This window comes from Pseudomonas frederiksbergensis, assembly GCF_003732275.1.
In the GTDB taxonomy this organism is placed as follows: domain Bacteria; phylum Pseudomonadota; class Gammaproteobacteria; order Pseudomonadales; family Pseudomonadaceae; genus Aquipseudomonas; species Aquipseudomonas frederiksbergensis_H.
In genome coordinates, this window is sequence record NZ_MOBM01000020.1 from 204,867 (window position 1) to 217,764 (window position 12,898).

Below are 12,898 nucleotides of genomic sequence, written 5' to 3' on the forward strand. Positions count from 1 at the left end.
CGGGCCTTGCGGCCCGGCTCAGATATTTTGCACTCGAGCATCCAATCCATGAATCACGATCGACTACTCAATGAACTGTCCGGCATCCTCGGTGAACTTGAAATCACCGATGGGCAACCACGCCCGGCAGACTTCGACCTGCGCACTTCAGAAAACTTCGACTCCATGTCGCTGACCATGTTCGTTTGTGCCATCGAAGACCATTACAAGATTTCCTTGTCCCTCTCCGAACTGTCCGAGGCCGGTACCCGGCTGGCTAACGTGATGAATCTGATCATCAACAAGCTGGCACTGGTGCGTGTCGAGGCCAGCGCATGAGACATATCGCAATAGACCGGTTTGCAGAACCTCAACGGCAACGCTCGAAGGATATGACTCATGTATAGCTATGCAACATTCATCCTGCGGCATCGAATTCTCATTATTGTCGCTACGTTGATCATCACCGCGGTATTGGGGACTTTCGGTGCCGGGGTCAAAATCGTCATCAATCCAGCCACCCTGTCTCCTCAGGATCACCCGCTGGTCAAGGCCACCAATTACCTGGAGTCGATCTTCGGCTCCAAGTACCTGATGCTGATTGGCATCACGCCCAAAAGTGGTGACGTGTTCCAGCCGCAAGTGCTGGAAACCGTGCAGAAAATCACCCAGGAACTCAACGTCAACCCAGGTGTGGTACGTTCCACCCTGTTGAGCCTGGCCAGCCGTTCCGCCAAGGGCATCAAGGGCACGGAGGAAGGCTTCGAAGCCCGTGCATTGCTCGGCGACGACATTTCATCGGTGGATTACGCGGCACTCAAACAAGCGCTCGCGGACAACCCCGCCTACCAAAAAACCGTGATCTCCGAAGACGGTCGCACGGCGGCGATTCTGGTGGAACTCAAAGAGCGTTCCGACGGATTTACCGCGATGGTCGAACCCATTCGCAAGATCGTCGACGCCCATCACTCCGACAACCTGATCGTCACCTTGGGTGGCGACCCGGTCTACCTGGAGAAAACCGAGCAATACGCCAAGCGGATCAACATCCTCTTCCCTATCGCCATTCTGGTCATCGGACTGCTGCATCTCGAAGCCTTCCGTACCAAACAGGGGCTGATCCTGCCGTTGGTGACCGCGCTCATGGCAGTGGTCTGGGGTACTGGCTTCATGGGGGCGCTGGGCCAGCCCATGGATATCTTCAACTCGGCCACGCCGATCCTGATCCTTGCGGTAGCCGCCGGGCATGCGGTGCAACTGCTCAAGCGTTATTACGAAGACTATGCACGGCTGCGCCAACGCGCCGATCTGACCGCAGCCCAAGCCAACCGTGAAGCGGTCATCACCTCGCTGGTCGGCGTCGGCCCGGTCATGCTCATCGCTGGCAGCACCGCCGCAGTGGGCTTTTTCTCCCTGCTGGTGTTCGACATCGCGACAATCCGCTCCTTCGGCATTTTCACCGGGATCGGTATCCTCAGCGCCATGCTCCTGGAAATGACCTTCATTCCCGCCATCCGCTCGCTGCTCAAGCCGCCGTCCGACATTGCTGTCACCAAGGAGTTGAAAGTCCGTCTGTGGGACCGCTTGCCGGCCGCAGCCGCGCAACTCGTGACCCACCCCGGCAAGCGACGCATGCTCTTCGTCGCGTTCGCCCTGGTCACCGGCGCAATGGTGTATTGCATGCAGGGCGTCGTGATCAACAACGCCAGCAAGAACTACTTCTCAGCCAACCTGGACATTCAGAAAGACGACGCCTTTCTCAACCAGGGATTGGGGGGCACCAACGCCCTGTACGTCATGATCGAGGGCAAAAGCGCCGATACCGTCAAACGCCCGGACGTACTCAAGGCAATCGACCATTTGCAACAGTTTGCCGAAGAGCAGCCGGCAGTCGGCAAGACCCTGTCCATCGCCACCTTCCTGCGACGCATGAACAAGGCCATGAATGCTGATCAGGTCACTTTCGATACGCTGCCGGACAACCAGAACCTGATCTCCCAATACTTGCTGCTGTATTCCATGTCGGGTGAACCCGGCGACTTTGACTCGTATGTGGATTACAACTATCAGCGGGCCAAAATCACCCTGCTGCTCAAGACCGGTGACAATACGGTGATCAATGATCTGCTGGTACGTTTGCGGGCCGAAGCCGAGCGCAGCTTTCCAGCGGATGTGAAAATCTCCCTCGGCGGCGGTGCGGCACAAACCGTGGCCATGACCGAAACCCTGGTCAACGGCAAGATCCGCAATATCATTCAAGTTGCCTTGGCCATCTTCGTGATTTCGGCGCTGGTGTTCCGGTCGGTATTCGCAGGCTTGATCGTCCTCACACCGCTCGCCTTGTCGGTAATGGCAATCTTCGGTGTCATGGGACTGTTCAATATTCCACTGAACATCCCCAATGCGCTGATTTCGGCCATGGCCGTCGGTATCGGTGCGGATTACGCCATTTACATCCTTTATCGTCTGAGGGAACAGGTCCAGGCCGGGCAGGACGCGATCGAAGCAGTCAACACGACGCTGGCCACCGCCGGCAAAGCCTCATTGTTCGTTGCCACGGCGGTCGCTGGCGGTTACGGCGTACTGGCACTGTCGATCGGCTACAACGTGCATCTGTGGCTCTCCATGTTCATCGTGATCGCCATGTTGGTCAGCGTTTTCGCCTCCCTGACTCTGGTGCCTGCATTGGCGCTGGTCTTCCGGCCCGGCTTCATCTTCAAGACCCGGCAAGCGCTCGCTCCACAGTTCAACGTACTGCTACTGCTGGTCACGGCCGGTACCCTGATGACTGCCTCCCCCCAGAGCCAAGCTGCCGAACTGTCGCCCCAGGCAGTGATGCAAAACAGCTACGAAGTCTCCAAGGTTCTCGACTCGCTTACCAACGCCACCTTTACCCTGGTCAATGGCAATGGCGAGGAGCGCGTACGCAAGACTGAAGGCGCGACTCGGCTCCAGGCCGGTAGCAGCAACAACATGCGCTACGTCAAGTTCACCGCTCCCCAGGACATCAAGGGTACCGCCACGCTGTTGATCGAGCATGCTGCCAGCGACGATGACATGTGGATCTACCTGCCGGCGCTCAATAAGGTGAGACGCCTGTCGGCCTCCAACAAACGCGACAGTTTCGTTGGCACCGACTTCAGCTACGGGGACATCGTCGGTCATAACCCGGCCAACTGGCAGCATCGTCTGGTGAGCAGCGAAACCCTGGCGGACAACACTCCTGCCTATGTCATCGAATCAACCCCCGGTTCCGCCAAAGTGGCCAAGGACTCAGGCTATTCGAAGATGGTCAACTGGGTTCGCCATGACAACTTCGTTGCGGTCAAGACCGAGTTCTACGATGAAGCCGGCCAGTTGCTGAAGAGGGTCAATAACAGCCAGCTCGAGACAGTGGGCAGCCACGGCAAGTGGCAACCGATGTTGTCAGTCGCGGAGAACGTGCAGACCGGCCATAAAACCATCATCGCCCTGGAGAATTTCAAGGCTGACGGTGGTGTTTCAGACCGCTATTTCAAACCCCAAGGGCTTGATCAATGAAGAGCTGGACATGGCTCCCTCTGTGCCTGCTGCCGACAGTTGCGATGGCCGACCTGGAGATCGACAACTCGATCTCCCTGCGGGCCGGAATATGGTCCAGCGACCGCTCGTTGACAGCCGATACGGACATTCTCACCAGCGCCCTCTGGGGCCGTCAAAAGGCCGATCTGGGTGACCAGGGCAAGGTGGTACTGGACTGGCAGGCCAACACCCAGTCGGCTAATCGAGAGCGCGGAGGCCTCATTCGTGAGGCCTACTGGCAATACTATTTTGGTGACCACAGCCTCAAGGTGGGCCGACAAATCATCGTTTGGGGGCGCGCCGACGGCGTCAATCCGACCGATAACCTGTCACCGCGAAATTACCGGTTTCTGACCCCGGAAGACGGCGAGCAGCGTTACGGCAACAGTGCCGTGAACCTGTCCACCGACACCGGGTCCGGGACCTTCTCGACGATCTGGTTTCCCGAAGCCGCCGCCAGCTCCATTCCTCTGCAACCCATGCCCGGGATCGACTACCGCACCCGCACGCCACACCGTTCTCAATGGGCGGTAAAGTGGGACCGGATGTTCGATAACTTCGACGGTTCGTTGTCCTACTTCGAAGGTATCGACCCCATGCCCGTCCTGGTGCCGGGGGCGATCAGCGCCACCGGCGCCGTGGTCGAGGTGCAGGCCCAGCGCGCGCGAATCCTCGGTGCGGATTTCAGCATGGCCCGAGACGCCACCATCTGGCGTTCCGAGGCAGCCTACAGCGATACCCCGAGCAAGGGCTCCACCGACTTTCTCCACAAGAAACCTCAGTTTCGCTGGATCGGTGGTGCCGAGTGGCAAATCCTTGGCAGTGCCACCTTGGGCATGCAACTGACGTACACCCATGTGTTCGACTACGCCAATCCCAAGGATATGACACCGGGGTTTGAACGAAGCATCGCCATTCGCCAACTGGCGACCAGCGCGCAGACCTCTCCCGAGCAATACGGTTACACATGGCGGCTGGCCAATCGCTGGATCAACGATCTGTTGTCAGTGGAGTTCAGCGGAGTGGCCGATCAGACCGAGGGCAGCGGTATCGCCCGGTTGAAAACCAGCTACGCGGTAAACGATCGATTGTCCTTGAAAGGTGGTTACGACTACTACTATGGGCCAATCGAGAGTTTCTTCGGCCAATTGCGGGATAACAAGCTGTTGTACGCACAGATCGAATACAGCCTTTGATGCAGTCAGCGAAAACCCGGACTTTGACCTGCTCCGACACGATGGCCATCCTGGTCGTCCAATCCCGAGAAGCAACCCGTCAGCGGCCAAGGCCGGTTGGCTCGTTCGCTTCAGGCGGTTTGCAGGTCTTGAACCGGTGTTTGCGCCAGCGTCAACACAGCCCCGTCAGCGGGAATCAGCAAGCGCGCTTCCAGCCCGGCATCCTGGGCAGCAGCCTCGAGCGCTTCTCGACTGACGGGGCAGTGACTGAGGGCCTCCAAATGATTGGCAATCACTCGCCCCGAAGACAACCGGGTGAATTCAATGACCTCTTCGACGCCCATGATGATTTCGCCGCCGATGTCCATGCATGCACCTCCAGCAGGCACCACCGACACCTCGGGCTGATGCTGCCTGACAAACTGCCGTACCGCCTCGGTCAGCACAGTATCGCCACTCAGGTACAGGCCGGGTTCCCCCGGAACTTGAATGAAATAGCCAACGCCATGCTCCATAAAATGGCCGATCAGCCCCCTTCCATGGGTGCAGCTCACGGTGCTGATGGTGCCACCGAGAAAAGGCTGCGGATGCCAGTGATCCTCGGCCAATGGCTGCACGTTCAAGCCGCGTCGGGCCAAGTACCTGGCATCGTGAGGAGTGCAGATCACAGGAATCTGCCGAGCTTTCAGCCACTCTGTCGCTGGACGATCCAGGTGATCGAAGTGCCCTTTCTGGCAATGGGTGATCAGACAATGAGTGACAGTCTGCAGCAACGCCTCTGCCGACACCGGCAACTCCACCAGGGGATTGCGCTGACGCAGACCGAAAATCCGCAACGGTGGATGTTCGGCTTTATGCCCCAGCATGGGATCGACAAGAATGCGATAAGGACCCATTTCACACACGATGGTTGCATTTCTGATCTGGTGGATCTTCATCACCCGGTCCTCTTTAAAATCCCTTTTGTTGAGAGGGCCAGCTTAGCTCAAAGCCACGCGAGCAGCCCAGGCCGTCGACGGGGGGCTGCAAGGCCTCTGCTCAGACCTCGCCCGGCGCAGGACTCGATGAGGATGGATGCGGCTGCGGCTGCGGCCGATGCTGCTGCAACAACATCAACAACACCCGGGTGGCGGATTCCAGCGAATCGCCCTGGACCTTGATGGTGTAGAGGTTACGCGCACCTTCAAAAAGGATCAGGCATTGCATGGCCAGCTCTCGGGGGTTGGCGTAACCGAAACCGCCCAGCAGCTGAGCGATCATATCGATCAGCATGTGTTTATGCACCAGACAAACCTGATGAACCGGGTGTTCAATATCGGTATAAAGATTGGCTGCACTGACGAAGATACAGCCCAGAATCGGCGTTTCGACAAACTTGCGGCGGTACCAGGCCAACAGTATGAAAAGTTTCTGCTCCAGCATCGGTGGTGAGCTGACGATACACTGCTGGATCTCTGAAACTATCTCCGAATGATACTGCTGCAAACATTCTGCAATTAGATGGTCTTTCGAGGGAAAGTACTTATACAGGGTCATTTTACTAATGCCCGATAACTTTACTACTCGATCGATCCCGACGGACTGGAGTCCTTCGTGAAGAAAAAGGTCCAACGCGGTATTTAACAACTTTTCTCTGGCAGCAGACATTGTGTACTCACTTTGCAAGCAAGGCACCTTAACAAAAATGCTTAACTTGATCCACAGTTGGCCGAATTATACTAGTAAAATGACGCATTCATCGCATATTCTCCAGTTCCCCGCAGTGCAAAGCCCAAACCATGAGAAGCAGCCCTGGCAATGGTTGATTCAGTCACATGCCTTCAAACGGCTATTGTGATTGAGGAGGATTGTAGCTCTGCCAGGCGGCTCAGACAGGTAAAAAATTCAGGGCCTCTGCTGATTGGACAAGGGCGCAACACTACCCCCTGAAACCTTCCGATACGCCCGCGCCCCTCCTTCACTGGTTGCTTCAATACTCTAAAGGGCGAAGCCCCCTCAGCACAAAACAATACTAACAACCAACCTTCTGCTCTAAACCATTACGTTCATACAATAGTTTTTCACAAAAACATCCTGCAGTGAGACGGTAGCAACAGCCATTCCCCCTGATGCGACTGGAGTTAAACAATAAGAGAGCCTCGAGTTTGCAGAGTAAGCACTCGCCAAAAAATCAAAACCGTAATCACCCATATATTATTAGTTCCTGTACAAAATTCCTTATCATCGAACGCACACTCGGTTGACTGAAAGTAGCCGATTCGGCACTCAGCACAACAAGCTGGCAAGAACCCGGATGACCATAAATCCCATGGACCAGATTATCTGCGCATCTTGAGTGCCAGCGAGCATGCTCAGCAGCACGTCAAGCCTGGGGCAGGAAGGGTCTTGTCGCGGCGGCTGAAGTGTCCTTCGGCGTAAAACGTCGATTGAAGGTCGAACCGCCGATGTAGCGCTCAGCGATCTTCCAGCCACTTTCGGTCTTGCGAAGACGATCGAGCATTGGCGAATAAAGCCAGATGACGGGCAAGTCGTCGTCTTCGTTCACCTCACCCTCGCCCAGTCTCGGCGCGTCTTCTGGCCAGGCATATCGCACCAGGAGGTTCTGATAGCGAACGCTTGACGACACCGGGCACTCGGCTTCGAATGCGACACTGCTTAGCGTCGAACGCCAGGTCACGAGCTACCGAAGGCCCTGTTGATGGTTCGAACACACACTCGCGACTTTGAATCAGGAGCATAGTCCTGGTGCAGCGGCCATCCGCCAGTGGGTGGTTGCTTTTCGACCATCCAAAAGCCCTGTTTCGGCCAAGGCGAACGCCCCGACACAGATCGAGCACACACGCCTGACATTTTTGGCTCGCGTGAGGATCCACTCGATGGCCGTCTGATCCAGCTGATCCATGGCTTTCCAGCCTGACGTCACGATCAACGTGTCGATGGCCTTGTTTTCTCACCCGGAAAATGCTTTTCGATCACGGCCTGGTAGGCCATGGCCAGTTGGCGATTGCTCGCGTAGCTTTCCTTGCGGTCCCGGGGGCATGGCGTGGCAGGCCCAGTGGTACCCGTAGTCTCGTAATAGAAGATGCTGTCTTCCAGCGGGCCGGACAAGATGTCGAAGCCGGCCTCGCGCAAGTCATCCTTAGCAGTGAATGGCAAGGTTACGAGGTCATCCCTTTAATTTCAGCCGCTCAGGTTTGATGGGTTACTGGAACTCAACGGCCGCCACGTTAGTGACAGAAGTTACAAATACCCAGCTGCGGTATTCCACAGTTGTGCGCGCACGAGTTTCTTGTTAAAAGCACGCGCGATTACATATGCGCAGGAATAGTTTTCCGGCCCGTCGACATTAAGAAATGAATGAAAGATTAATATCCGCACAGCAGTTGACAGCCCTGGGGCGCGCTGGTAATTTCGCTGCACTGCCGATCATTCCCCGCAGTGCTTAGCCAAGACTGGGATGTCTAAAATGTACTATCACCTTTCTGCTATCAGTTCCTCCCACAGCTATCCCGACAGCTGTTCCCGGGCCATTCTGGCCATCTTTAAAAGCAATATCTGGCGTCGCTAATCAAGCGAAGACCGGAGCCTGTCTGCTGCCTGCCAGCAACGTCCTGATCATTCATCCATGAAATCGAAGGCGCTCGCGCCTTGTGCCCTGCACATCGCCTGGCTGCAATCCGTTGCAAGTCTTGTATTGCGCGCGGCATGAAAAGCGTCCGCCCCGAATACTCAGGATATCCATCAACACGTATTTAAAGTGCCTGCGCACTTTATATTCCCGTGGCGCTCTCTTAATGGAGTGCCTGAATCGTTGCACCTTGAAAATGGTATTAACCGTGAATAAAAATTTAATTTGCGTGAATGTTCTTCGCCGTGAGAAACGTCGATCTACGGATGCACTTGGCATATATGCAAATGCGCTGGCACAACTGGGTCGCGAGTCTGTCTTTATTCTTGAATCACTTTCCGGTCCAAGCCGAGATCGCAGGGCGACGATCATCGGGCTCGACCCCCTTTTCGAAGTTTGCATCAATGAGGGCCAGGCACAATTGCGAGGCTGCCCTGCGCTTTGTGAACATTTATCCGTCAGCCTGACACAAGTGGGCGTGCAGATAGATCATGAGTACAAAATCCATCTACCGGACAGCGAGGCCGCGTGGAGCCTGCTCAGGGCTATTCAGGCTACGTTCCAGCCTGCGCCTGATGCCCCTTCCAGCCTGGCGTTCTTTGGCTACTTCTCCTACGACTGTGTTCGCCTGATTGAGCGGCTACCCGATCTGGCCGAACAGACCTACAGCTACCCACTCATCGCCCTGTCGGTCTATCAGACACTGGTTTATTTCCACAGCAATGGCATTGTCGAAACCCTGATCAACAACCACCCCCTGTGGGCGCCCCGTACTTTGGAGGATTACCCTTTCCTGACCACAACCCCAGCGTCCGAGGCGTTGGATCTGCCACCGTATCCAGAAACATTCGAGGAAATCCGCACGGTCACCCCGGAGCAATTCTTCGAACGTGTTGAAGTAGCGATGGAGCACATCCGCGCTGGCGACGTCTATCAGATCCAGCTCGGCCATGAGATTCGCATCCGCTCGAAGGTTTCGCCGTTCGATGTGTACCAGAACCTGCGACTTCGCAACCCCTCTCCTTACATGTACCTGGCCCATGTGGGCGGTATCGACCTGATCGGTGCCAGTCCTGAGCTGTTCGTCAGGATCAAGGACGATTTGATAGAGATGCGTCCGATCGCCGGCACCGTCGGCAAGAAGCCTGGCGTCGATCCGACTCAGCTGGTCCTGGAGTTGACGCGCTCAGAGAAGGAGCGCGCCGAGCACCTGATGCTCATCGATCTGTGTCGCAATGATATCGGTCGCGTATGCCAGGCCGGCTCGCTGGAAGTCGATGAGTTCATGCTGGTGGAGGAGTACTCGCACCTCTATCACATGGTGTCGAACGTTCGCGGCCTGCTCCGTCCCGGTCTGGATGCCTATGACGTGATCAAGGCCTCGTTCCCCGCTGGAACCATGTCCGGCGCTCCCAAGGTAAGAGCGATGGAGCTGATCGAGGGGATGGAGAGCAACCGCCGGGGCATCTACGCCGGAGCCCTGGGCTTGGTGGGTTTCGATGGCAGCGTCAATACCGCCTTGTGCATACGCTCGACGGTCTTCGACGAGGGTACCTACCACTTGCGGGCATCCGCCGGGGTGGTCGCCGACTCGATACCCGAGATGGAGTGGAAAGAGACGTTGTACAAGATGGGTTCTGTATACCGGGCGGTGACCGGCAAGGAGATCGGCCTGTGAAAGTATTCCTGATCGATGCGTACGACAGCTTCGTCTTTATCATCAGCCAGTACCTGGAACAACTGGGGCTGGAAACCCGCGTCGAGCGTCACGACGTGCCGGATCTCATCCAGCGCATAGAGGCTTTCTCGCCGGATTTCTGCGTGCTGGGACCTGGGCCTGGGCATCCGGCCGACGTTGGCTACATCGAAGTGATCAGGCACTTGCAGGGGCGTTTACCGCTACTGGGCGTTTGCCTGGGTCATCAGGCCATCGGCCTGGCCTTTGGTGCCCAGGTTTGCCGGGCCCCTCACGTAATGCACGGCAAGGTGAGCACGATCGAGAACGATGGCAAGGGCGTTTATGACCACACGCAAGCACGCGCCATACAGGCCACCCGTTATCATTCGCTGATGATCAGCGACCAGCAGCTACCCGATTGCCTGGAGGTCACCTCGAGATCCACGGATGATGGTTATGTGATGGGCGTGCGTCATCGCCATCTGCCGGTGGAGGGGGTGCAGTTTCACCCTGAAAGCATCCTGACCGAAAACGGTCTGGAACTGTTCCGCAGTTTCATCAGGTGTTACGTGCATCAGTGATCTGCCAGGAGGGGCTCACGCCCCTTCTTTTCCGTGCTCCGACTGTTTCATTCCTGCTACAACAAGAGCGACTCGTTTATGGACAAACACAACTCCCCCGCCTGCGGCCGGACCCAGGCCGGGCGTGCCGCACCGCTGACCGCCTTCATAAGTCTCGCCAAGGATGCCAACCGTTGCGATTGGGAGCGCCTGCTGCACAAAGTGCTGCGCCAGCTTGGCTTCGGCAGCTACCTCATCAGCCTGGGGCCGGCAGCACCGAGGGATACCGACCCTCTCGCCGGCCTTATCACCACATTTCCCAAACGCTGGCTGGAACACTATCGCTGTGACGGGCTGATCGAAATCGACCCGATACTCAGGCACTGTCGACGAGAGCTGGTACCTTTTTTCTGGGACAGCGAGCGAAGGCGTGCCCGCGGACGCTCCCGGCACTTCTGGCAGCAACGCGAACAACACGGCCTGCGAAGCGGTCTGAGCATCCCGCTGCGTTACGAGCTGCTCAGGGGAACACTGAGTGTGGCCCTCGATGACACCCAGATCACCGAGCAAGAGGCTTTTTCCAACCCCGCCGTTTATCAACTGTTCATGCTCATCCCCTACCTGCTCGCCGGGATGCGCCATCAGTTGCAGGGACCAGCTGACAATCTCTTCGAGCATGGATCGACCACCATCAATGAGTTTGGAATAGCGCCGGCAGCAAGGCTTTGGAGAACCAGGGAGCGAGTTCTCTCTCAGCCGGCGAGGAGCAAACCTAATGACAGTGAAGGTTTAAAACCACCTACCCAATGGGGTAGGCAGCGGCAGGACGCCATCGACGATTGACTGCTCCGGCATGAGATGGCACTGGCCCCTGAAGCTTTCCAAGCTGATTTCGCTGGGGTATAACAACCTCGGAAACGGCATCCGGAAATGGAGATTCGATGCGTACTTGGCTCGCAAGCCTGCTGGCATGGACAAGCTCGGTCAAAGACGAGCAGGACTTGGTGAACGGCGTTCAACGTCATGCCTGGGAGTTGGATTTCGAATGGTTTTCGTTCGGTGTCTGCACAGTCCTGCCCTTCTCTAACCCCGTCATGCAGATGCGTTGCAATTTCTCGAGCACTTGGCAGCGCCGGTACAGCGAAGCCGGTTTTCTGCTCGTCGACCCTTCGGTACAGCGAGCGCGCACTTGCACCACGCCCTTTCTGTGGCAGGGAGAGCTCATGCGCAAGATGCCGCAGTTCTGGGAAGAAGCTCGCGCCGCGGGCCTGAGATACGGCTGGGCCTGCTCGCGCACCAATGCCTCACGTCACCAGAGCATGCTGACGCTCGCCCGCAGCAGCTCCACGCTGAATGTGACCGAACTCAATGCCAAGGAACTCAAGATGCGCTGGCTCGCCGAGACTATCACGCCAGTGATGGAAAGGCTGTTGATCGCCCCGTCACACCAGGCACGGCACTACCGGCTGACCGCACGGGAAATCGAGGTGCTGCGCTGGACGGCCGATGGCAAGACACAGGAAGAGATCGCGTAGATCCTGACCATCTCCTTCGACACCGTCAAATTCCATGTGAAGAACGCCGTGAGCAAACTCGGTGCCACTAACAAAACCGCAGCGGTGGTCAGGGCAGCCGTCCTGGGCATCATCAGTTGACTCGACTCATACCTCACAGGGAGCGTCACCGTGTTTCCGATGGATATCTGGTTCACCTACACCACAGCCTGCATACTGCTGGTCCTGTCTCCAGGTCCTGACAATCTTCTGGCGATAGGGCGCGGACTAAGCCAGGGTCGCCTGGCAGCCATCGTGTCAGGCCTGTCGTCTGGCATGGGCATCCTGTTTCACGTTACCACCGCCTCGCTAGGGCTGACGCTATTGATCCAGACATCGACAGTCGCCTTCTGGGTCGTCAAGCTGCTGGGGGCAGCCTACCTGCTCTGGCTTGGGGTCAAGGTGTTGCGCTCCAGAAGCCTGGTGACCTTCGCCCCCGCCGCGCGGCAGCCACTGCGCAGCATTTTACTCACAGGCTTTCTTTCGGCGGCGCTCAATCCCAAGCCAGGGTTTTTCGTGCTGGCGTTCATCCCTCAATTCATCAATCCCACGCTCGGCTCGGTCACGGTACAGATGCTGGTCTACGGGTTCTGGTTCGCCCTGCTGACGGCCGTGGGGTTCTCGTTGATGGGTATCTTCGCCACGCGCCTGTCGCAATACATTTATCAACGCCCGCGCCTTGCCAACGGACTCAACCTCGGCGCGGGATTGACCTTCATCGTGTCAGGACTTTCCATCGCAGCTCTTAGCCAGAAATGAACGCT

The 12,898-nt window shown here is 57.0% G+C and carries 12 protein-coding genes and 2 pseudogenes; 9 read left to right on the forward strand and 5 right to left on the reverse strand.

The features are described 5' to 3' along the window. Positions 1 to 48 precede the first annotated feature (48 nt). Genes BK662_RS16600 through BK662_RS16610 form a run of 3 tightly spaced genes read left to right on the forward strand, consistent with a single transcriptional unit; the run spans position 49 to position 4,736 of the window. A complete protein-coding gene (locus BK662_RS16600) occupies positions 49 to 318 on the forward strand; it encodes a phosphopantetheine-binding protein (protein WP_123358968.1) in 270 nt (89 codons plus the stop codon). A gap of 60 nt (positions 319 to 378) precedes the next feature. Further along, a complete protein-coding gene (locus BK662_RS16605) occupies positions 379 to 3,519 on the forward strand; it encodes an outer membrane lipoprotein-sorting protein (protein WP_123358969.1) in 3,141 nt (1,046 codons plus the stop codon). Beyond that, positions 3,516 to 4,736, forward strand: coding sequence for a hypothetical protein (locus BK662_RS16610; protein ID WP_148057937.1), 1,221 nt, complete (start codon positions 3,516 to 3,518; stop codon positions 4,734 to 4,736). The genes BK662_RS16605 and BK662_RS16610 overlap by 4 nt, the downstream gene beginning before the upstream one ends. 110 nt (positions 4,737 to 4,846) lie before the next feature. On the opposite strand, the gene BK662_RS16615 is transcribed toward BK662_RS16610, so the two are convergent. From BK662_RS16615 to BK662_RS16635, 5 genes and pseudogenes are all read right to left on the reverse strand, one after another. Then, positions 4,847 to 5,653: an MBL fold metallo-hydrolase gene (locus tag BK662_RS16615; RefSeq protein WP_123358971.1), complete on the reverse strand. Its 807-nt coding sequence runs from the start codon at positions 5,651 to 5,653 to the stop codon at positions 4,847 to 4,849. 100 nt (positions 5,654 to 5,753) lie between these two features. Continuing rightward, entirely contained in the window at positions 5,754 to 6,362 is a 609-nt protein-coding gene (locus BK662_RS16620; protein ID WP_123358972.1) for a TetR/AcrR family transcriptional regulator, read from the reverse strand. Positions 6,363 to 7,077: 715 nt separating this feature from the next. Next, positions 7,078 to 7,341 carry a hypothetical protein gene (locus BK662_RS16625; RefSeq protein WP_259695927.1) on the reverse strand — a complete coding sequence of 88 codons (264 nt, stop codon included), beginning with the start codon at positions 7,339 to 7,341 and terminating at the stop codon, positions 7,078 to 7,080. 126 nt (positions 7,342 to 7,467) lie between these two features. Beyond that, positions 7,468 to 7,665 (reverse strand): annotated as a pseudogene (locus BK662_RS16630) (DJ-1/PfpI family protein); the annotation flags it as partial. After that, a pseudogene (locus BK662_RS16635) lies at positions 7,659 to 7,871 on the reverse strand (phenylacetate--CoA ligase family protein); the annotation flags it as partial. The pseudogenes BK662_RS16630 and BK662_RS16635, both read right to left, overlap by 7 nt. Before the next feature lie 668 nt (positions 7,872 to 8,539). On the opposite strand from BK662_RS16635, the gene BK662_RS16640 reads away from it, so the two are divergent. The 6 genes from BK662_RS16640 (at position 8,540) to BK662_RS16665 (ending at position 12,893) form a co-directional block, all read left to right on the forward strand. Next, positions 8,540 to 10,021, forward strand: a complete 1,482-nt coding sequence (locus tag BK662_RS16640; RefSeq protein ID WP_375539004.1) for an anthranilate synthase component I family protein — start codon at positions 8,540 to 8,542, stop codon at positions 10,019 to 10,021. Next, on the forward strand, positions 10,018 to 10,602 hold the full coding sequence (locus BK662_RS16645) for an anthranilate synthase component II (RefSeq protein ID WP_123358973.1): 585 nt from the start codon (positions 10,018 to 10,020) through the stop codon (positions 10,600 to 10,602). Before BK662_RS16640 ends, BK662_RS16645 begins: the two co-directional genes overlap by 4 nt. Before the next feature lie 78 nt (positions 10,603 to 10,680). Continuing rightward, positions 10,681 to 11,424, forward strand: a complete 744-nt coding sequence (locus BK662_RS16650; RefSeq protein ID WP_259695928.1) for an autoinducer binding domain-containing protein — start codon at positions 10,681 to 10,683, stop codon at positions 11,422 to 11,424. 98 nt (positions 11,425 to 11,522) lie between these two features. Further along, positions 11,523 to 12,116, forward strand: coding sequence for a helix-turn-helix transcriptional regulator (locus BK662_RS16655; protein WP_123358974.1), 594 nt, complete (start codon positions 11,523 to 11,525; stop codon positions 12,114 to 12,116). A 9-nt stretch (positions 12,117 to 12,125) separates the two neighbouring features. Then, positions 12,126 to 12,236 carry a LuxR C-terminal-related transcriptional regulator gene (locus tag BK662_RS35890; RefSeq protein WP_375539005.1) on the forward strand — a complete coding sequence of 37 codons (111 nt, stop codon included), beginning with the start codon at positions 12,126 to 12,128 and terminating at the stop codon, positions 12,234 to 12,236. Between the two features lie 39 nt (positions 12,237 to 12,275). Beyond that, entirely contained in the window at positions 12,276 to 12,893 is a 618-nt protein-coding gene (locus BK662_RS16665; RefSeq protein WP_123358976.1) for a LysE family translocator, read from the forward strand. The last annotated feature ends 5 nt before the right edge of the window (positions 12,894 to 12,898 follow it).